The organism is Dactylosporangium sp. NPDC049742 (genome assembly GCF_040674675.1).
In the GTDB taxonomy this organism is placed as follows: domain Bacteria; phylum Actinomycetota; class Actinomycetes; order Mycobacteriales; family Micromonosporaceae; genus Dactylosporangium; species Dactylosporangium maewongense.
The window spans coordinates 84,851-103,732 of sequence record NZ_JBFANF010000013.1; the positions used below are offsets into that span (position 1 = coordinate 84,851).

The following is an 18,882-nucleotide window of genomic DNA, read 5'->3' on the forward strand; positions in this document are numbered from 1 at the left end:
GCCTTGTGTACGTTGACTCGACGCGATCTTGAAACGCGCGGTGCATCGTACAAAGGCGGTTCAAGGCAGGCCCCGCCTCACGTTCCCGGCGGGAAGTCGGCGGCGCGGGAGGCCGCTTCGGACCGGGAGATGTCGGTCAGCGCCGCGCGCAGCGTCGACGTCACCGCGTCGTACGCGTCGCTGCCCAGCACCAGCCGGTGCGGAGGAGGGTCCTCGGCCATCGCGGCGATGACCGCACGGGCGCCGCGCAGCGGGTCGCCGGGCTGCGAGCCGTCCTGGTCGATCATCGCGGACCGCACGTCCTGCAGCATCCGGCGGTAGGCCGGAACGGTCTCGGTGAGCGGCTCGTCAGCGAACCCGGCATAGGCGTGTGTACGGAACGCTCCGGGCTCGACTGCCAGGACGCGGATGCCCAGCGGGGCGACCTCCTCGCGCAGGACCGCCGTCACCGCCTCGACCGCGTGCTTCGCGGCGCTGTAGTAGCCGAACCCGGTCACACCGCGCACGCCGGCGACCGAGGACATGTTGACGATCCACCCGCGGCGCCGCTCCCGCATGCCGGGCAGCACCGCACGGGTCACCGCGAGCAGCGCGAAGAAGTTCAGGTCGAACGTGCGGCGCACCGCATCCTCGGCCGTGCCTTCGATCGAGCCGTACCATCCGCGCCCGGCGTTGTTGACCAGCACATCGATCCCGCCCATGCGCCGCTCGGCCTCGGCCACAGCGGCGCGGACCTGCGCCGCGTCGGTGACGTCCAGCGGCAGCACCCGCACGCGGTCGCCGTACGGCCGCGCCCACTCCCGCAGCTCCTCGGGGCGCCGCGCGGTCAGCACCACCCGGTCTCCTGTTTCGAGCGCGGCGTCGGCGTACGCCTGACCGAAGCCGCCCGGTGTCCCGCCGGTGACGAACCACGTCCTCACGGCTCGATCACCAGCCGGACGATGGCGGCGCCGCGCAGGGTGAACCGGTAGTGCAGGTCGACCACCCCGCCCGGGAAGTCGCCTTCCAGGTGCTGCACCACGTCGTAGCGCTCCTCGCCCAACCGGGTGACGGAGATGAGTTCGGTGGTGTACGTGTACTCGGACGCCGCACCGGCCAGCCACTCGCGGATCTCATCCGTACCGTGATGGCTGCGGCCTTCGTCGATCACGGTGGCGTCGGGCGTGTACGACGCGATCGCCCTGTCGACGTCCCGGGCGTTGTGGGCGGTCAGGTATGTCGTGATCGCTGGGGGAAGGTTCATGAGACCAACGGTGGAGTCTCCCGCAGGGAGAGGGTCAACACTGGAGGCATGCGCCAAGGGCTGACCATCGGGGAGTTCGCCACGCTGACCCACCTGAGCGTGCGGACGCTGCGCCGGTACCACGAAGCCGGCCTGCTCGAGCCGGCCACCGTCGACCCGTTCACCGGTTACCGCTACTACTCCACCGAGCAGATCCCCTCCGCGCAGGTCATCCACCGCTTGCGCGAGCTCGACGTGCCGCTCGCCGACGTGCGGTCCATCCTCTCCTCCGGCGACCCGCAACGGCGCTCGGACCTCATCGCCGAGCACCTGCGCCGGCTGGAGGCGGAGCTCGACCGGACCCGGGCCGCCGTCGTGTCGCTGCGCCGCCTGCTTCGCCCCGACCCGGAGGATCTCCAGGTCGAGCTGCGCTCCGTGCCCGCCCGTACCGTCGCCGCCGTCCGCGGCCATGTCACCCTGGAGGACTCGGCCAGCTGGTACGACGCCGCGATGGCCGAGCTCGACGCCGCGTTCGGCCCGTCCGAGCGCACCGGCCCACCCGGCGGCCGTTACGCCAACGAGCTGTTCACCGCCGGCACCGGGACGATGACGGTGTACCGCCCGGTCCGCGAACCCCGCGCGACCGGCCGCATCGAGATCATCGAGCTGCCACCCGTCGACGTCGCCGTGGCCGTGCACTCCGGCAGTCACGACGACATCGACGTGACCTACGGCCGATTGGGATCATGGGTGGTCGAACACGCCCTGGCCGTCGACGGCCCGGTCGACGAGACCTACGTGGTCGGCCCCCGCGACACCCCGACGCCCGCCGCCTGGCGCACCGAAATCGGCTGGCCGGTGTTCCGCCTCACCCCAGGGGGCTGAGCTCGCCCCGGCGCGCCAGCGCGGCCTCGATCAGTTCGCGTCGCTGCTCGCCGACCGGGAGCGGATCCTCGGGCCGGATCACCCGGAGACACGGGCGGCGCGGGAGCAGCTCGCCGGGTTTGCCGACGACGGCACCGAGCGACAGAACGCCAGCGCAACCGCCGCCGCGGATCCGCACGGGTCAGAATGTGCCGATGACGATCTCCGCTGACGACTCCGGTCGGGTCCAGATTGTTGCGGCCGTTCTTCGCGACGGCGATCGGGTGTTGCTGTGCCATCGAAACCCGGGACGCCGTTGGTACCCCGACGTGTGGGACCTGCCGGGCGGCCATGTCGACGAGGGCGAGGAGCCGAAGGAGAGCCTTGTCCGCGAGCTTCGGGAGGAGCTGGGGATCACGGCACCGGAGCCGTCCAGCCCGCCGATGCACGAGATCCGGACCGCGACGTTCGACATGCAGATCTGGTTGGTCGACAGGTGGACCGGAACACCCGTCAACGCCGCGCCGGACGAACACGACGCTATGGCGTGGTTCGAGACGTCCGACCTCGGCGGCCTGCGGCTCGCCCACGAGTCGTACCTCTCGATGCTCACCGCCGTGCTCGCCACGTGACGACTTGCCCGGTCCCCTACCCTTAGCGGGATGATCAGCACCGAGGAACCTCTGCCGGACACGTCGCCTGCTGCGACCCTACGGCGGCGGCGGTGGCTGACCGTGCTGCTGTGGCTGCTCATCGCGCCGTTCGCGGTATGGGTGGCGGTGCGGGTGTTCGGTCTGGAGAACGGCTACCCGACCATCCAGCTCATCGCCTTCACCCCGTACGTCGCGGTGGTCTCGCTGGTGCCGCTGGCGCTCGCGGCGCTGACGAAACGGATCTGGGCGGCGGTCGCGGCGGCGGGGGTGGTGGTCGCATTCGCCGCGTGCGTCCTGCCGCGCTGGATCGCCGCCACCGACGCCGGGGCTCAGACAGGGCCGACGCTGCGGGTGATGACCGTCAACATGCTCTACGGCCAGGCCGACCCCGGCCAGATCGTGCGCCTCGTCCGCGACGGCGCCGTCGACCTGCTCGCCGTCCAGGAGTACACCGCGGAAGGGCGTGCCGCACTGCATGCGGCCGGGCTGGAGGAGACGCTGCCGGACGCGGTCACCTATCCGCGGGCCGACGCGGGCGGCTCGGCCGTCTACAGCCGCTTCCCGCTCGCCGACAAGGGGTACCGACAGCTCGACGGCGGCTTCATGCAGGCGCACGCCAGCGTGCAGGTGCCGGGCGCCCCGGAGGTGTACGTCGAGTCGGCGCACCCGTGTGCGCCGATGGGCCGCGTGTCGGACGCCTGTTGGCTGGCCGATCTCGCGGCGCAGCCGGCGGCGGCCCCGAGCGGGCCGGTCAACGTGCTCATGGGCGACTTCAACTCGACCCTCGACCACAAGGCGTTCCGCCGCGTGGTGGCAAAGGGGTACCACGACGCCGCCGACACCGCCGGCGCCGGTCTCTCCGCGTCGTGGCCCTACGACAACCGGTGGTACTTCCCGAGCGTGACGCTCGATCACATCCTCGCCGACAAGCGCGTCGGTGTCCGGAAGGTCGTGATCCATCGCGTCGCGGGGAGCGACCACCGGGCCGTGTACGCCGAACTCGTGCTCCCGAAGGCCGGCGGCTGACCCGCGCGGAAGTTCCCGGTGGTGTTCACGAGAGCGGGACCCACGACGTCACGAACTGGTCGAAGAAGGTCCGGATTGTTGTCGGGTCGATTCGGGCGATGTGCTCGAGCGGGGTTGTCCAGTGCCCGACTGCGAGCGCTTCTGCGATCAACCTTCGGGCGCGGCCGGGTTCAACAACTGCGGCAAGGTAGGTCAACGCCTTCGCCTGCGACAGCGAATCGGCGATGGACTGAGCGGTCTGTTCGGCTTGCGCTGCCAGGGCCGTGGCGCGCTCATGGTCGCCGGCGGCGGTCACAGCGGCGACCAGGTCGGTCAGCGCCTTCGCCCGCCGACTGGAGCCCGCGACCGCTCGGGCGATCTTCTCGGCTCGCTTGATGTCACCGGAGGTCGCGACCGCCTTGGCGACGTCGGTCAACGCGGCTGCCCGCCAGTATGAGTCGGTGACGGACCGGGCGATCTTCTCGGCTCGGTCGTGATCGCCGATGACGGCGAGCGCCGTGGCCACCTCGGTCGGCGCAGGTACCTTGCGATCTTCGCTGGTGATGGAGCGGATTGTCTGTTCGGCTTCGATTGCTAGCGCGTTGGCCCGGTTGAGGTCGCCGGCTGCGGCGATCGCGGTTGCCAGATCAGTCAGTGCCTGTGCCTGCGCTTCCTGATCGGCGAGGGAGCGGGCGATCTCGGCGGCGCGCTCGTGGTCACCGGCGGCGGTGACTGCGGTGGCGAGCCCCTTCAACGCCTGCGTCCGCTCGTCCGCATTGATGATGGAGCCGGCCGCCTGTTCGGCTTGGGATGCCAGCGCCATTGCCTTGTCACGGTCGCCGGCCGCGCTGAACACGGTGACCAGGCTGGTCAGCTCCCGCGCCTGCTGTTCAGGGTCGCGAGCGGAGGAAAACGCGAGGTGTTCGGCCTGGAGTGCGAGGCGTTCGGCTCGGTCGTGGTCACCCACTGCGGTGGCCGCGGTGGCCAAGTTGATCAACCGGGAAGGCCCGAAGAGTGAGTCGGCCCCGGAGTGGGCGATCTGTTCGGCTTCAGCTGCCATGTCCTGGGCACGGTTGTGGTCGCTGGCGCTCACGGCGCCGGCCAGGTCGGTCAACGCTGTCGCCCGCGAACTCGGACTGGCGATGGAACGGGCGATCTGTTCGGCTTGGGCCGCCAGCGCGTTCGCCCGACCGTGGTCGCCTACGGATGCGACCGCGGCGACGAGGCCGGTCAGCGCTTTCGCCCGCGCGTCCCGCCCGGTGATGGACTGGGCGAGCGCTTCAGCGCGGTCGGGTTGGCCGAGCGCGACCCAGACCGCCGGAAGATTGGTGGGGATGTCGGCATTACGGTCGGCGAGTCGGTCCCGGTGCCAGGAGAGGCGTAGCGCGGCCAGCAGGTCGGGTGGCGGCTGTGCGACCAGTACGGAGAAGGCGGTGGCGATGTCGGTGAGGGCCGCGGTGTCAGCGCCGGTGATGCCGAGGAGCCGATCTTGGCGCGTGATGTCGGCGACAAGGGTGACCAACCGGGGAAGATCGCCGAGTTCGGCGAGCAATCGGGTGTAGCCGTTGAGGAGATATTCAGGTGTCACGGACGGCCAATGCCGGGGTCGCGTAGGGGGTGCCAGTCGGGGACGTCGTCCGGGACAGGTGGGTTGGGACGGCCAGCGACGATGATCCGCATGCCCGCGGGTGGGTTGGCAGGTAGAAGCGCGGCGATGCTGTGGGCGTCGGGTCCGAGGGTGACGCCGCGGTCTTCGTCGAGACCGTCCACGACCAGAACGAGACGCCCGCCGGCGGAGTGGCAGCTGGCGGCGGCTTGGGCGAGAAGGTCGTGCAGGTGCGCTTCGCGATTGGCTTCGTTCATCGTGCCGGGCAGGTCCTGCCCGATCAGGGCGGCCAGTTGCTCGAGGAGGACGGTGGTGAACGCTTCCCGGGTGTCCTGCCCAGCCAGCCGGGCTGTGATGAAGAACGATGTCGACGTTGAATCGCCCGGCAGCGGGCCGCCGGTCAGGCCCAGACGAGGGGGTCGTGCCGGACGACGCACTCACCGACACCACACCTCCCGCCACTCGCATCCCCGTCTGATTCTGACGGACGATGAGCCCAATCAGCCAAGGTCACGAGCGCGCACAACCGCACGGCTCGATGCGCCCGCCGGTCACCACGAAGCGTGACGGTCTTCGAGCCGGTTGCCGCGCAAGACCAGCGGCGGGTCAGTGCGCCACGGTCGAACAAGGGATGATCAGTGGATGGACGTCCAGATGCCGCCGAATACGATGAGCGGACAAGTACAAGGCGCTGCCGTGCTGTTCGACGTCGACGGCGTGCTGGTCGACTCCTACGCCGCATACCGGCGGATATGGACTCGCTGGGCCTTGCACCGCGGCCTGGACCCGACGACCGTCTGGTCTCACACCCACGGCATGCGGGCGGTCGACACCATCGCCGCCGTCGCACCCCGCCTCGACGCCGAAGCTGAGTACCGACTCGTACGTGACTTCATGGCCGAGGAAGGCGACGCGTTCCCGGTCTACCCTGATGCCGCAGCGGTCCTGCAGATGCTTCACGCTGAACGGTGGGGCGTGGTCACCTCCGGCCGTGCCCAGACTGTCCGGCAGCGGCTCCGCGCCGGCGGGCTGCCCGATCCTCCGATTCTGGTGGACAACACCCACGTCACGCGCGGCAAACCCCACCCGGAAGGCTACCTCCGCGCAGCCGAACTGCTCCGGACGCCAGCCGAGCGGTGCTTGGTCATCGAGGACGCTCCCGCCGGAGTCGAAGCGGCCCGGACCGCAGCGATGACCGTGATCGGGCTGACCACCACCCATTCCGCCGATCAATTGACCCACGCCCACCACGTCGTCAGCAGCCTCACCGACGCGAAGCCACTCATTCAAGAATGGCTTCGCCGTTGACACCTGGCGGGTGACTGCAACGACGGCCGCAAGCCGCGATCACGTCGTCAGCGAGCGTAGGAGTGCGGTCCGCCGAGCCACCGGCTGAGGTATTGCGGCTTACGACCGTGCTCGCGGCAGGCGTGGTCGAAGCGGTCTCCCGGGCGAGCCCAATGCCGCGGGTGATAGTCCGGCTCGCCCTCCAACCGCCAGCCGCCCGGCACGACCTGGACCGAATCAACGGAGAAGCTCAGACGCTCGCTACGCACAAGCGGCATTCTGCACCGCCGGACCGCCGCCACGAAGCGCGACGATCTCCATGTCGGCGCCGCGGCGTGAGTTGCGTACGTGATCAAACAATTCCGGCGTCCGGGTCGCGTCGGTCAGCCTCGCGCTTCAGGTCGTCGTTCGACCAGATGCCGGAGGTATGTCCGGTGAGTGTCCACCGCAGATGGTGCCGATTCCATGGCTCGGGCTCGGTCATCAGCATGGCTTCGAGGATCGGATGCAGGTGGGTGAGCCCGAAGGTGCGAACCGCCAGCACGGCGCGGGAGCGGACCACCTTGTCCGGGTCATCGAGCAGCCGCCCGATCGCCGTCCGGCACCGGTCTGCCGGGGCGCCGCGAAGGTGAAACGCCAGCAGGGTGGCCGCCGTGCGGCGCCGCTCGACGTCCGTGCCGTACAGGTCCGGTTCGAGGTCATCGAGGGTGAGCCGGTCGAGATGGGCCAGAGCTTCGACCGCGATGCCCGCGCTCGACCGCGCGTACCGAGACACGTCATCGGTTGAGACGGTCCACAGGCCGTGGCGGTTCACCCGTCCCTGAGCGGCCGCAACGATGATTGCGCGGACAAACGCGTCCGGGTCGCTTGCGGCGGCGTGTCGCAGTGCGTCCCGCCCGGCGAAGCCAAGCGAGGGCAACTCCCACAGCCACTGCGCTGCTCGGGCCCGCCGGTGCGCCGCCGGGTCGCGGTCGAGGATCGCCACGAGTTCGGCCTCGCCACCGGGCGGCTTCTCGCCGAACCAGTAGCCTTGGATGCCCTCGTCGACCTCGTCCAGCCACCGCTCGTACCAGCACAGGAAGTCCGGGTCGTCGACGACGTAGGGTCCGATCTCGTAGTCGGAATCGACGTTGACCAGCCGCCCGTGCGCCGGCCCGGTCACGACCAGGCGGGTCTGCAACTGCCCGCCGCACACCAGCAGAGTGCCCGGCAGCCACATCCAGCCGGGCCCCGGTGGATCCTCGTACAGCTCCTCGGACCATCCGGGGTACCGCGGGCCCGGCAGATACGGACACGCACGCGTCAAGTGCCCCGGCGAACAGCCCGACCCGCAGTCGACCGCGCAGACGTCGGCGAGCGGCAACAACCCGGCGCCAGGCCCCGCCCCGCCGTCGCCGGCCTCGATCACGAAGCGCCGGTAAGGCTCAGGCAGCCGGACCCCGTGCCTCGTCTCGAACTCGGCGACGACCGACTCCGCCGCCGGCCGCTGGAGCCGGAATCGATGACGCGCCACACCGTACTCACCGGCCAGGTCATCCCGGCAGGCCAACGCCGCCAGCCGCTCCGCAACACCCGCCAGCCGAACCGCGATGTCGTCCGCCACGACCGGGGAGCCTACCGCCATCACCGCCGCGCGCTCGTCGCTGTTACGTGCCGCGCGGATCGCAGCAGATGTGCGCGTTTCAGCCAATCTGATCATCGGCCGCGCGTTCGATCAACTGCCCATCGCATTGATCCCTGTGCAACGCCGGGTCGTGCAGCCCTACCGCTCGGTCCGCAGCCCAAGCGCGCTGTGCAGTAGAGCACCGGCCGGCACGTTCGTTTGGCCAGACGCCTCCATCACGAGCGCAACCAGTTCAGCGCGCAGGTCCGCCGCCGGCTCGCCCAGCACGATTGCGCTCAGGACGAGTTCGAGCATCACCCGGTCGTGCCGATCAGAGCGGCGCCGATGGCGAGCGGGTTCTGACTCCACCGCAGCCGTGCAGATCCGCCACCCGCCGTCATCTACCGCCGCGAACGACGCCTCGTAGATCCCATTGCCAGTCCAGCTGCGATGCAGGAACGCCGTCTGGCCCTCAACGAACACGTTCCACTTCTCATCCATGTCCCGTGCCGCGTAACCCAGGTTGATCCGCGCCCACTCGTCTCACGCCAAACCCGCGCAGGCAGCTCGGCCATTGGCATTGGGGCAATCATCGGAACTACACGGTTCAGCGAGCTTCGAGACACACCAGAGGGATCAGCCACCAAGAGATCCTACGAGCCCGGCCACCTTCGTGACCTCCCTGCCGGTCACCGACTGTGACGCTTCCGGCGAGCCAACACCCGAACGGCGGCAGATCCGGATGCCCCGACGGTGTTGCGCGGCCTCGGTCAGGACCGCGGTCGCGGAGCGCCCCGCTCCCACCAGTCGTGGGGCGGCTGCGCTCTGATGATCTCCGCGGCGATCTCCACCTGACCGTAGTTGCAGTACTTCCAGAGCTCCTTTGCCGCTCGCGAGTACTGGAACAGCACTTGGTCAACCTCGAAGGCGTCGAGCTCTCCGGCACGGTAGCGGTCGACAGCCTCACCAACGCGGGCAACAAGCTCGCTCAACTCGGTCTCGTGGTACGCAGCAACCACTTCGCGTGCCGCCCGTCGCTCGGCCTTGTCAGACACGGACACGAGACTACTCAGCGTCGCGGGCACAGGCGCTCTACCAACCGGGACCGCCCGGATCGCGGCAGATGGGGATGCCCGACCTGGTCGTTCAGAAGCCTGCGATGCGAGCATCGTCACGTGAACGATGAGCAGGCGCGCGTAGTCGCGCGTGGCGGGAACGTCGCGGTGACTTGGCTGGATGGCCGCGCTTTTCCTGGGATCCATGTACAGGGCGACACCTTTGCCGAGCTGCATCGACAGCTTGCCGATGCGGCTGGCCGCTTGCGCCACGCCGCAGGCGACAGCGAAGCATTAGACGATCTCGACTACGCGGTCGAGGAGATGACCAACATGCTGCGCTTCTACGAATCGGCACTTACGGCGCGGGACATCCAACGGCCGTACCACCGGAATGATGCCGGCTGAGGTCCGCTCACAACACTGCACCCCCCGCGCGCTCATCGGCAGATGCGCGCGGCCATAGGATGCGGTTGTGGTGTCGCTGCTGTCGTTGTCGATGGAGAAAGCGCTGCATGCGCGGGCTCGCGAGCAGGTGCGGGTGATCGTGCGGATCGACGGCGTCGACGTCAGCCACGCCAACGGCGATGACGGCCCGGACCCGTGGCATGCGCTTGTACCAGTGAACCGCTTCGTGGCGACCGGCGAGTTCACGACCGCGACGCTTGCCTGCTGCCCGAGCTGTGGCCCGGACTGCTGCGCGATCGAGGCGCGGGTTCGCCGCGAGGGCGACGTGGTGCGCTGGGAGGTGGGTGATCGGCGCGGCGTTCGTTATGTGGGCGAGCGGCGCACGATCCTATTCGATGCCGCGGCGTACGACGCCGAGGTTGCCCGCATCGAGGCCGACCGCAGCTGGGAGACGGCGATGCACCGGGCCGGGCGGCTCATCCTCGCCGGCGTTGCCCTGCCGTCAGGGGTCGAGGGCGTATGGGTCCGCATGATCGGCACCGGGGAACTCGAGGTGTGGCTCGAGGAGCCGGACGAGTACCAGATCTGGGTGGACGCCCCGTGGGACCCGCAGCGGCCCGACGAGAGCGCCGCCGCGGTGCGGGCGATGCTCGCCGGACCGGCTGCCGACTGGCCCGCGCGGTGGCACAGCATGATCGTGGACCACGAGGGCCCGCCGGCGTACGCCGGTCCGTCCTGGCGGCACGTCGAGTTGTAACGGAACAGCGCGATCAGCGCCCGGCTTCAGCCGCCGTACGGCACGGTGATGATCTCGAGGTTGTGCCCGTCGGCGTCCTGCCAGTACAGCCCGCGGCCGCCGTCGTTGGTGTTGATCCTGCCAGGCTGCCGGTGGAAGGGATCCGCCGAGTACGCCAGTCCGTGCGCCTGGATGCGGGCGAGGATCTCGTCGAACTCCGGCTCCGACACGAGGAACGCGTAGTGCTGGGGACGAATGTCACCGTCGTCCTGCACGAAGTCGAGTGAGCAGTCGTTGGCGAGCTCGACGACCAGGAACGGACCGTACGGAACCGGCTCCGCGAGGCCCAGCAGCTCGGCGAGGAGCCGAGCGGAACGCCCCCGGTCACGCACGTGCACGATGGTGTGATTGAGCCGGACCGCCATAACGTACAGGCTACGGAAGTCCTTGGCAGGCCGAGGCCCGATGGGGTGGGCGACCTGTTGCCGTCAGCGGAGTCGTGCGTTGTGGGACTGCACGAACGGGGCTACGACAGGGTCGTTGAGCAGCAGGAAGTCCACCATCTCCCAGAACTCCGGCAGCAGCGGGCTGTTCAGCGCCGCCGGCCGGTCCAGCTTCGTGCCGAACAGCGGATCATCGCCGAACACGTCGCCGCCGGTGGTCAGCGAACACATCGGTTGGTCATGGCCCTCGACCGCTCCCCATCGGCAGCCGAACGTGACGTGGTGCTCCGACAGGGTCGCACGAGTGGAGCGTGTCATGGGTGCGCAGCGGTTGCCGGTGTCGGCCTGCGGCTCACCGCAAGTCGATCTCAACCTGGTGCGCCGTGAGCATGTCCAGCAGATACTCCAAGGTCACCGCCGGACCCAGCCGGCGCCGGTCGTAGCCGACGACGAGGTGCGCGCGGGCGACGGCGGAGTCGTGCCACACCAGACGAAACGGTGCCCGCGCGCCGAACGTCCCGCGCAGGCAGTCGTCGAGGGCGTCGAGGTTCCACCCGAAGTATCCACCCGGGCCGTTGATCGCCTCGCCGATCGCGCAGTAGAACCCCTCGATGTCGGTCACGAACCGGCCGTCGAGGTCGTACGTGGTGCCGGCCGGCCGGTCCGGCGCACCGGACCGGTGGGCGAGCGCCACGCCGGCCCAGTGATGGCGCAGCTCCCGGTCGTAGCCGGCCCACAGATTCTTCCCGTCGGGCCGTCCGGTGTGCCAATGCTCCAGGATGCCGAGGATCCCCGCAGGCAGCGGCTCCCCCGGATCACGGTCGACCGTCACGTCGACGAGCCCGGCACCGAGCCGTGACGGCCCGCTCGCGATGACCGTTCCGGACACCACGGCACCGATGACCTCATCGGCCGAACCGTCGGCGGCGACCACGTGCACGTCGGCGCGGATGCGACGGCGACGCAGACTTGCCTTGGTCGACTGGCCGAGCGCACCGAGCGCGGTCAGCAGCGGAGGTTCCGGCCGGCAGCCGAGCAGCCGCACCTGCGGTACGGGTGGTGCGGCCCGATCGCGGAACACTCCGGCGACGTCCCGACATGTGCCGTAGGGCTCCTCGTCCAAGCCCTGGAGCAGGAATTCGGCTACCCCGCCGGGACGTACCACGGCGTCCGTGCGGTCGTAGACATGAACGAACCCGCTGAGATCGATGTCCACGGTTCCCGGCACGGCGATGTTCGGTCGTTGCGCGAGCACGACGACGTCGCCGAGGTCCTCGCCCCACCATTCCGGCGGCGTGCCCGACGGTGACGGAGGCGCCGCGATGCAGACGTCGCCCAGCCATGCCTGATCGGTGCCGAGTGCCTCGGTCGGCAGCCGATCGAGGAGGTCGGCAAGCGCGCCGCCAGGGGTACAGCCGACGAGCGTGAACCGCTCCCGGGGACGGGGCGGCAGGTCCACGAACAGTCCGTCGATCTCCGCGCACAGTGCCAGCGGGAGGTCGTCCTCGTAGGAGCCCTCGGAGCCGACGTCGCCGAGAAGCAGCCAGCGCGGGCCGACCAGACGCTCCCACGTCCACCGCCGCTGCTCGGGCGGCAGGGCCGCCTCGGGACCGGCGCTCATCGTCATTGCCGAGACCCTACCCGCCGGAGACGCCGCGACGGGGTCGCGCGGGTGCCTGGCTGGTGCGGTACCTGCGGACCGGTGACCCACGCGCCGGTGGCGCCGGCGTGGGCGGGCCGGGAACGGGTCGCTGACGCGCTGCATCCCGACCGCGGTGGCGATCGCCAATCAGGGCCGCAGGGTCCGGGAGTCGATGGAGATCTCGGCCGTCACCCACGACGACCCGCGGCGCATCCGCCATCCCCGCCGCGTAGATGTCGTTGCTGCAGTTCGGCGACGAGTTCGGCACCGCCGCCGACTCGTTGTGCGGCCGGTGACGGTACCGCGGCGGGAGGTGGACGGCGGCCGTCAGGGCAGGACTCGGCGCAGGATGTGGTTCAGGCCGAAGTCCGTCTCGATGGAGCGGACGTCGACGTAGCCGAGCCGGCGGTAGAAGTCGTGGGCGGTGATGCTCGCGCTGGTCTCCATGTGGTCGTAGCCGTCGGTCGCGGCCAGCGCCTCGATGTGGTGCAGCAGGAGCCGTCCGATGCCGCGGCCGGCGGACGTCGGGTGCACGAACATGCTGTGGACCTTGTTGCCGGCGCGGGAGATCGTGCCGGTGATCCCGTCTGTTTCGGCGACGAACATCTGCCGTTGCGCGGCGAGTTCCTGGACGCGTTGCGCGGTGAAGTGGGCGCACATCCGGTCGATGATCTCGCTCGGGTAGTCGCGGCTGTTGACCTCGCGCAGGCAGCGTTCGATGATGCCGGCCACGGCGTGGGCGTCGGCATTGTCGAACCGTCGAATCGTCACCATCGATCCATCGTGCCAGCATCAGGCGGCGGCACGCCCGGGCGACGTACCGGTGTGACCCGGTGCCACGGTCGGGTGCACTGTAGTCGGTATGAGCGAGGTTGAGCGTGACGGCCGGGCCGAGCGTTGCCGGGTGGTGGCCGACGGCGTGGCGGCGCTCGCGCGCGAGCTGGCTCGCCTGGTTGATCTGCCGACGAGCGAGGAGCTTGACGGCGTGCTGGCCGGCGCCCAGGAGCGGCCCGACGATGTGTGGGTGGGCGTCCACACCAACTGGACGACCGCCACCGTGTCCGTCGTGGTCGCCGACCTCGGCTGCCCGCGAGACCTCGACCCCGACGACTTCGCCGATGACGATGCCTACGAGGCCGCCGTCAATCAGCTGTACGACGACGCCGAGGCGATGGTCGGCATCGTCGCCGACCGGCTCGGGCTGGGGCCCGCCGACCCCCTCGCGCTGGATCCGTGCGCCGACCACAGCACCCGGGTACGGCTGATGGCGGGGCACTGGGCGGTGACCGTGGCGGCGGTGCAGGAGGACACCGACCTGCCGCTGACGGTCGAGGTCGACCTGACGTACGGCGCCGACCTGCCCGGCCGGCTGGCCCAGCTGGCCGGACCCGCGCCCCGCCCCGGACCGGTCGACTGGCCGGCGGTGTCGGCCCGGATCGGCGTCGAGCTGCCGGACGACTACCGCTGGCTCATCGAGCAGTACGGTCCCGGCACGTTCGACGGGTACCTGACGCTCACCCCGCCCGAGGCGTTGCCCGTTCCGGCGCCGGGCCCGCTCGTCGGTGTGCTGCGGGTCGAGTCGGCGCGGACGCTGCCGGTCGCCACGACCACCAACGGGGCGGTGGTGTCGCTGCTCGCGGATCCGTACTGGGACGGCGCCTGGCAGGGCCTGCGGATCGCCAGTCCGGACACGGCACCGTGGGACGTCGACACCGGCCTGCTGTACTTCCTGGTGCTGGTCCTGTCCGGCCGGTACCCGGTGCCGCAGTTCCCGAGCGCGTCCCCGCGGCGCGACGACGGCGAGGAAGCCACCGGGCAGTAGGGTTCGGCGCATGTCCAAGCTGGCCGGGAGTCTGTCGGCGGTGTTCGCCGGGTACGCCGAGTTCTGGCTCGGGGTGACGCGGCCGGTGCCGGCGTTCCGGGTCGAGGTGAACGGGCCGGACCTGGAGCTCACGGTCGACGTCGACGGGGCCGAGCGGCGCGTGGTCGGGCGGCTGTCCGCCTACGCGGTGCTGGCGCACCGGTTCTGGGCCGCGGTCCTGCCGCCGCCGGTGGTCATCCCGTCGCTGATCCGCGAGGGCAACGAGGGACGCGACTGGGCGCAGTTCGACGACGAGTACGCCGGAGCGCCGCTGCGCGAGGCCGCGGCCTGCCTGGAAGCGGCGGGCGAGCGGACCGAGGCGGCCCTCGTCCATCGGCTCCTGGCAGCCACCGACGGCGACTGGGGTGTCCCGCCGTGGACGAGCGACAAGGAGTACACCGGTCACCACCAGGTGCCATCATCGCTGCTGGCGGAGGTCCAGCGCCGCAGCCCCGTCGTGGAGCGGATCGCCGGCCGCAGGTCCTGGAACGCCACCAGTACCGTCAAGGCGCTGCAGGCCGGTGTCGGGGTGAGCGACCCGTTCGACCGGCTGGCCCTCGCGCACCTGTCCGCGCACGCGATCGGCGAGTGGATGTGGTCCGAGGGGCTCAAGCACGACGAGGCGCTCCGGTTCCTGCTGGCGTCGACGACCGACCCCGACGCCGCCGGCATGGTGGCGCTCGGCGGGGCCGAGGACATGGCGCTGGCGCTGGCCCGGCAGCGGGCGTACGCAGAGGCGATCCCGTGGCTGACCGCCTGCGTCGACGGCGGCGTCCGGGTGGCCGAGCTGGCCGCGGCCCGGCACGAGTGCCGGCTGGCGGTCGGCGACCCTGCCGCCGACGACGACTGGGCTCTGGTCGAACGGACCATCGGCGCGCCGGACGCCAAACGGAACCGTGGCGGGCCGTACTGGAACGACGTCCGGTTCGCGGGCGGTCTCGCCGCCAGGCGCGCGGTGGCCCTGGCCCGGGCCGCGGAGGCCACCGCGCTGCGGGCCGCCGGTGAGGATCTGTGGCTCGTCGAGCAGGTCCGCCGGTACGGACGCGACACCGCACGCAAAGGCATCGAACGGCTGCTCAAGAAGCGGGCCTACACGCCCGGCGACGACGAGGCCGCCGCGCTGCGCGCCCGCGCCCAGGACCTGAGCGAGCGGGCGTTGCGCACGGCCGGGCCGGAGGCGGCGGACACGACCCCCACCACCGTGGACGGCGGCAAGGACCGGGAGCGTTTCTTCCGCGCCAACGCGCTGTTCGGCTCGGTCGGCCGGGCCCGCGAGGCGCTCGGCGACCGCGACGGCGCGCTCGCCGCGTACACCGCGGCCCGCGACATCGCGCTCGCCTCCGGCATCACCGGCGACTGGTGGGAAGGCGACGTCCAGCGGGTCGGAACCGCGGCCTAAGGAGCGTCGCCGACGTCCACCACCTCGCCTTCGTACGTCCACACCGCCGGAGGCAGGCCGAACGCGCGGCGGGCGGCCCGCACGGCCAGGCTGGCGCCACCGCCGGTCACCGCGCCGATGCCGAACGGCGCCACCCGGCCGAGCACGATGATGCCCTGCTTCGTCCCGTACCTCGTGATGAAGTTCCTGCCCAGGATCCTGTTGATCTGCCGCAGCGTCTCGGTCGGCACCTTGGCGACGACCTGACGCCCCCAGTGCTGTCCCGTGCGCTCGGCGACTTCGGGCACGCGCGCTCCGGCGGAAATATCCTGGTGCGGTGTGTCGGATCGGGTGGCGGCCGTTCGTAGACATGAGTGAGGGCGGCCGACAGAGGGCCGCCGCACGAACCGAAGGGAACCGACATGACCGCGGTCTACACCTGGGACGTCTTCTCCACGCTCGACGGCTACGGCTCCTACGCCGAGCCCGGCGACTGGGGTGGCTACTGGAGCAAGCAGGGCCCCGAGCTGCTCGCGCACCGCGCCGCGCTGTTCGACACCCCGCAGCGGATGGTCTTCGGCGCCACCACCTTCCGGGAGAACGCCGAGATCATGACCTCCGGCATCGACCCCCACACGCTCGACGAATGGAACGTCCGCACGATGCGGATGCCGGCGACGGTGATCTCCTCCACGTTGCGGGACACGCTCGGCTGGCCCGACGCGACCATCGTCAGCGGCGACGCGGTGGACATCGTCAAGCGGCTCAAGGAGGAGTCCGATGTACCGCTGCGCTCGCAGGCCAGCCTGTCGCTGAACTGGGCGCTGATGGCCGCCGGCCTGGTCGACCGCGTGCAGGTGACCATCTTCCCGGTCATCTCCGGCCTGACCGGCACCAGCCCGATCCTCAAGGGCGCCGCCGACTTCGACCTCGAGCTGCTCGAGAGCCGGACCCTCGACGGGCGCACCCAGGAGCTCGTGTACCGGCCGACCCGCCGGCGGTGAGGTTCAGCGCAGCTGCGGCAGGAAGCGGTGCCGGGCGAGCGCCGCCGTCGTCTCGGCCGCGAGAGCGGCGACGAAGGCGGTGATCGCCAGGATGACGACCCAGGCCCAGATCCGGGCTCCCGGCAGGTGGCCGTAGGCGATCCAGTGCAGCGCGAAGGTGGCGACCGCCGCGTACGGGAACGCGTAGGCCCAGAACCCGGAGCTGAAGCGCAGGTGGCGGTACACGCCGATGAGCCGGAGCTGGACGAGGGCTGCCAGGAGCGTGTAGCCGGCGAGCCCGAAGGCCACGGCGTCGACCGTGCCGTGCGTGATGGCCAGGTACGCCAGGCCGGCGAGGGCGGGCGGCGCCGCCAGGATCGCCAGGGTGGGTTGCAGCTGCGGGGGAAGCGGCCCGCGGAAGTACAGGCGGGCCAGGATCATCGACTCGATGACGAGCCACGACACGAGCCCGAGGCCGAAGAACACCCGGGCGAGGCCCGGCCAGCCGGCGAGCGCCGCGCCGATCGTGGCGATGAGCCCTCCGGCGACCGTGGGCAGCACGTACCCGGGGTGCAGCTTGTCCATGTCGAGGCCGCCGGCGATCCACTGTCCGGTCATCCACCCGGCCAGCACGACCGTGATGATGGCGAACACCCCGAACAGCCACTGACCCGCCCCGCGGTCGTGCCGCATCAGGCCGATGGACAGCAGCATGCCGACGATCGGGATCATCGAGATGAACGGTCCCAGCACCGGGTCGGCCATTTCGGCGGTCCAGCCGCCGGCTCGCCGCGACACCTGCGTGACGTAGCCGACGAGCAGCGTCAGCCAGACCGCGGCCGCCAGGATGCACAGGATGTCGGACACGAGGGCGGGCGCGAATCCGAGCACCGCGGCGTAGCCCCAGCATCCGGCCAGGCCTGTCAGCCCGTACGCGATGCCGAACAGGTTCGGTGTGATGCCGACGCGTGGCTCACTCGTCCGTGCGTTCACCGCGGCACGCTACCCGCCGATCCGGCCGTTATGCCGGTGCCGTGATTCCCGGCGTCAGTCGCAGCCGCCGGTTGCCAGCGTGCCCGCGACCCGGCCGCCGATTCGTTCGGGGAGGCCGGTGACCGCTCCGACGACGCACACTCCGCGGACCGGGACCGCGTAGAACAGGGAGTCCTGGGGCGCTGGATCGCCGTCACGGGCCGGGCGGACGACCGCGCCGGTGAACCCTGCGTCGGCGAGCCGGGCGAGCAGCACCGCCGGGTCGGGCAGGACCCGGTCGCACTGCCTTCTGGCCGGTCCGCCGGGCGTCTCCTGCACCGCACGGCACGTCGGCTCGGGGTTGAGCAGGTCGTCGATGCGCCCCACCACGGCGCTGAGGTCGGCGCGGGCCTCGTCGGTCACGGCCGCGCGCCAGCCGTCGTCCTTGGCGACGCGGGCGCAGTAGCCGGCGTCGGCGCCCTGCGGCACGTTGCATGCGAACAGCCGCGGCTTCGCCGCCGGCCCCTGCACCGGCGCAGGGGCTGGTCCGATCCGCTCGATCACCAGCGCCGTGACAGCGAGCGCGGCGAAGGTCAGCACGAACGCACCCACCCCGAGAACCGCCCGCCGATGCGACACCCGGTCATCGTGCCACCGATCCCCGACGCTCACTGCCCGCGCGGCGTCTCCCGCATGATCCACTGAGCGAGCACGGTGAGTCTCGCCCGTACGTCGTCGGAGCTCCAGGCCCTTGCCTTGCACCGGGCCGCAGCTGAGGTGGAGCTGCTCGGCGAACGAGTCGCGGACGGCCTGCGCCGCCGTGTCGGCCAGTTCGACCGCGTCCGCCCAGATCGGCAGGGGGCGCGCCCGCCGGAGCTCGATCGCGCGCAGCGTGATGACGAGCAGCTCCGCCGCGGCGCACGACTGGGTCACTGCCGCGCCGACGCCCATGTGCGCGCGACCTGCACGGTCAGCCCGATCGCGCAGATGACCAGGGAGACCAGGAAGAACAGCCGCAGTGCACGCATCAGGTCCCGCTGGACGAAGGACCGCAGCACCGCAGGAACCATGCCGCTGTGATCGGCGGCGGGCGCCGGGAGGTGAGCCGGAGCCGGTTGCGGGCCGGTTGTCACCGCGACCGCTGAGGACCCGCTCGCGGCACGG

General features: G+C 70.8%; 25 protein-coding genes and 1 pseudogene. 10 read left to right on the forward strand and 16 right to left on the reverse strand.

Features of this window, described 5'->3' with window-relative positions:
* Positions 1–77 precede the first annotated feature (77 nt).
* Positions 78–920 carry an SDR family NAD(P)-dependent oxidoreductase gene (locus tag AB0J72_RS18605; protein ID WP_363400223.1) on the reverse strand — a complete coding sequence of 281 codons (843 nt, stop codon included), beginning with the start codon at positions 918–920 and terminating at the stop codon, positions 78–80.
* Complete coding sequence (locus tag AB0J72_RS18610) at positions 917–1,243, reverse strand: nuclear transport factor 2 family protein (protein ID WP_363400225.1); 327 nt, start codon at positions 1,241–1,243, stop codon at positions 917–919. Before AB0J72_RS18610 ends, AB0J72_RS18605 begins: the two co-directional genes overlap by 4 nt.
* Positions 1,244–1,291: 48 nt before the next feature.
* On the opposite strand from AB0J72_RS18610, the gene AB0J72_RS18615 reads away from it, so the two are divergent.
* Complete coding sequence (locus tag AB0J72_RS18615; protein ID WP_363400227.1) at positions 1,292–2,107, forward strand: MerR family transcriptional regulator; 816 nt, start codon at positions 1,292–1,294, stop codon at positions 2,105–2,107.
* Here the strand turns inward: AB0J72_RS18615 and AB0J72_RS18620 are convergent.
* Complete coding sequence (locus AB0J72_RS18620) at positions 2,091–2,285, reverse strand: hypothetical protein (RefSeq protein ID WP_363400229.1); 195 nt, start codon at positions 2,283–2,285, stop codon at positions 2,091–2,093. The genes AB0J72_RS18615 and AB0J72_RS18620 overlap by 17 nt on opposite strands.
* 16 nt (positions 2,286–2,301) lie before the next feature.
* On the opposite strand from AB0J72_RS18620, the gene AB0J72_RS18625 reads away from it, so the two are divergent.
* Complete coding sequence (locus tag AB0J72_RS18625) at positions 2,302–2,718, forward strand: NUDIX domain-containing protein (RefSeq protein ID WP_363400231.1); 417 nt, start codon at positions 2,302–2,304, stop codon at positions 2,716–2,718.
* A 30-nt stretch (positions 2,719–2,748) separates the two neighbouring features.
* Positions 2,749–3,765 (forward strand): endonuclease/exonuclease/phosphatase family protein, encoded by a 1,017-nt coding sequence (locus AB0J72_RS18630; RefSeq protein ID WP_363400233.1) that lies wholly within the window; start codon positions 2,749–2,751, stop codon positions 3,763–3,765.
* A 25-nt stretch (positions 3,766–3,790) separates the two neighbouring features.
* Here the strand turns inward: AB0J72_RS18630 and AB0J72_RS18635 are convergent, their stop codons facing one another.
* Together AB0J72_RS18635 and AB0J72_RS18640 are read right to left on the reverse strand one after the other, a co-directional pair.
* Positions 3,791–5,332, reverse strand: coding sequence for a hypothetical protein (locus AB0J72_RS18635; protein WP_363400235.1), 1,542 nt, complete (start codon positions 5,330–5,332; stop codon positions 3,791–3,793).
* Positions 5,329–5,787, reverse strand: coding sequence for a hypothetical protein (locus AB0J72_RS18640; protein WP_363400237.1), 459 nt, complete (start codon positions 5,785–5,787; stop codon positions 5,329–5,331). The genes AB0J72_RS18635 and AB0J72_RS18640 overlap by 4 nt, the downstream gene beginning before the upstream one ends.
* A 205-nt stretch (positions 5,788–5,992) precedes the next feature.
* On the opposite strand from AB0J72_RS18640, the gene AB0J72_RS18645 reads away from it, so the two are divergent.
* Positions 5,993–6,658 carry an HAD-IA family hydrolase gene (locus tag AB0J72_RS18645; RefSeq protein ID WP_363400239.1) on the forward strand — a complete coding sequence of 222 codons (666 nt, stop codon included), beginning with the start codon at positions 5,993–5,995 and terminating at the stop codon, positions 6,656–6,658.
* Between the two features lie 331 nt (positions 6,659–6,989).
* On the opposite strand, the gene AB0J72_RS18650 is transcribed toward AB0J72_RS18645, so the two are convergent.
* From AB0J72_RS18650 to AB0J72_RS18660, 3 genes are all read right to left on the reverse strand, one after another.
* Complete coding sequence (locus AB0J72_RS18650) at positions 6,990–8,336, reverse strand: hypothetical protein (protein ID WP_363400241.1); 1,347 nt, start codon at positions 8,334–8,336, stop codon at positions 6,990–6,992.
* Between the two features lie 63 nt (positions 8,337–8,399).
* On the reverse strand, positions 8,400–8,741 hold the full coding sequence (locus AB0J72_RS18655) for a hypothetical protein (RefSeq protein WP_363400243.1): 342 nt from the start codon (positions 8,739–8,741) through the stop codon (positions 8,400–8,402).
* A 269-nt stretch (positions 8,742–9,010) separates the two neighbouring features.
* Positions 9,011–9,295: a hypothetical protein gene (locus tag AB0J72_RS18660; protein ID WP_363400245.1), complete on the reverse strand. Its 285-nt coding sequence runs from the start codon at positions 9,293–9,295 to the stop codon at positions 9,011–9,013.
* Positions 9,296–9,415: 120 nt separating this feature from the next.
* Here AB0J72_RS18660 and AB0J72_RS18665 point away from each other — a divergent pair, with 120 nt between their 5' ends.
* Both AB0J72_RS18665 and AB0J72_RS18670 read left to right on the forward strand, forming a co-directional pair.
* Positions 9,416–9,703, forward strand: coding sequence for a hypothetical protein (locus tag AB0J72_RS18665; protein WP_363400247.1), 288 nt, complete (start codon positions 9,416–9,418; stop codon positions 9,701–9,703).
* A gap of 67 nt (positions 9,704–9,770) precedes the next feature.
* The gene (locus AB0J72_RS18670) at positions 9,771–10,460 is read left to right on the forward strand and encodes a hypothetical protein (protein WP_363400249.1); all 690 of its coding nucleotides are present in this window, start codon (positions 9,771–9,773) and stop codon (positions 10,458–10,460) included.
* A 26-nt stretch (positions 10,461–10,486) separates the two neighbouring features.
* On the opposite strand, the gene AB0J72_RS18675 is transcribed toward AB0J72_RS18670, so the two are convergent.
* The 3 genes from AB0J72_RS18675 to AB0J72_RS18685 form a co-directional block, all read right to left on the reverse strand.
* Positions 10,487–10,831: a VOC family protein gene (locus AB0J72_RS18675; protein ID WP_363400251.1), complete on the reverse strand. Its 345-nt coding sequence runs from the start codon at positions 10,829–10,831 to the stop codon at positions 10,487–10,489.
* A 96-nt stretch (positions 10,832–10,927) separates the two neighbouring features.
* Positions 10,928–11,113 carry a hypothetical protein gene (locus AB0J72_RS18680; protein WP_363400253.1) on the reverse strand — a complete coding sequence of 62 codons (186 nt, stop codon included), beginning with the start codon at positions 11,111–11,113 and terminating at the stop codon, positions 10,928–10,930.
* A 121-nt stretch (positions 11,114–11,234) separates the two neighbouring features.
* Positions 11,235–12,509 (reverse strand): barstar family protein, encoded by a 1,275-nt coding sequence (locus AB0J72_RS18685; RefSeq protein WP_363400255.1) that lies wholly within the window; start codon positions 12,507–12,509, stop codon positions 11,235–11,237.
* Positions 12,510–12,615: 106 nt separating this feature from the next.
* Here AB0J72_RS18685 and AB0J72_RS18690 point away from each other — a divergent pair.
* Positions 12,616–12,921, forward strand: a pseudogene (locus tag AB0J72_RS18690) (ADP-ribosylglycohydrolase family protein); the annotation flags it as partial.
* Here AB0J72_RS18690 and AB0J72_RS18695 read toward each other — a convergent pair.
* Positions 12,852–13,298: a GNAT family N-acetyltransferase gene (locus AB0J72_RS18695; protein WP_363400257.1), complete on the reverse strand. Its 447-nt coding sequence runs from the start codon at positions 13,296–13,298 to the stop codon at positions 12,852–12,854. The pseudogene AB0J72_RS18690 and the gene AB0J72_RS18695 overlap by 70 nt on opposite strands.
* Before the next feature lie 88 nt (positions 13,299–13,386).
* Here AB0J72_RS18695 and AB0J72_RS18700 point away from each other — a divergent pair, with 88 nt between their 5' ends.
* Positions 13,387–14,346 carry a hypothetical protein gene (locus AB0J72_RS18700; protein WP_363400259.1) on the forward strand — a complete coding sequence of 320 codons (960 nt, stop codon included), beginning with the start codon at positions 13,387–13,389 and terminating at the stop codon, positions 14,344–14,346.
* A 10-nt stretch (positions 14,347–14,356) separates the two neighbouring features.
* A complete protein-coding gene (locus tag AB0J72_RS18705) occupies positions 14,357–15,784 on the forward strand; it encodes a hypothetical protein (protein ID WP_363400261.1) in 1,428 nt (475 codons plus the stop codon).
* Here AB0J72_RS18705 and AB0J72_RS18710 read toward each other — a convergent pair.
* Positions 15,781–16,071, reverse strand: a complete 291-nt coding sequence (locus tag AB0J72_RS18710; protein WP_363400263.1) for a hypothetical protein — start codon at positions 16,069–16,071, stop codon at positions 15,781–15,783. The two genes, AB0J72_RS18705 and AB0J72_RS18710, sit on opposite strands and share 4 nt — an antisense overlap.
* A gap of 114 nt (positions 16,072–16,185) precedes the next feature.
* Here AB0J72_RS18710 and AB0J72_RS18715 point away from each other — a divergent pair, with 114 nt between their 5' ends.
* A complete protein-coding gene (locus tag AB0J72_RS18715; protein ID WP_363400265.1) occupies positions 16,186–16,767 on the forward strand; it encodes a dihydrofolate reductase family protein in 582 nt (193 codons plus the stop codon).
* A 3-nt stretch (positions 16,768–16,770) separates the two neighbouring features.
* On the opposite strand, the gene AB0J72_RS18720 is transcribed toward AB0J72_RS18715, so the two are convergent.
* Genes AB0J72_RS18720 through AB0J72_RS18730 form a run of 3 tightly spaced genes read right to left on the reverse strand, consistent with a single transcriptional unit; the run spans position 16,771 to position 18,776 of the window.
* A complete protein-coding gene (locus AB0J72_RS18720) occupies positions 16,771–17,739 on the reverse strand; it encodes a hypothetical protein (protein ID WP_363400267.1) in 969 nt (322 codons plus the stop codon).
* Positions 17,740–17,793: 54 nt separating this feature from the next.
* Positions 17,794–18,669: a hypothetical protein gene (locus AB0J72_RS18725; RefSeq protein WP_363400268.1), complete on the reverse strand. Its 876-nt coding sequence runs from the start codon at positions 18,667–18,669 to the stop codon at positions 17,794–17,796.
* Complete coding sequence (locus tag AB0J72_RS18730) at positions 18,648–18,776, reverse strand: hypothetical protein (RefSeq protein ID WP_363400269.1); 129 nt, start codon at positions 18,774–18,776, stop codon at positions 18,648–18,650. Before AB0J72_RS18730 ends, AB0J72_RS18725 begins: the two co-directional genes overlap by 22 nt.
* Between the last annotated feature and the right edge of the window lie 106 nt (positions 18,777–18,882).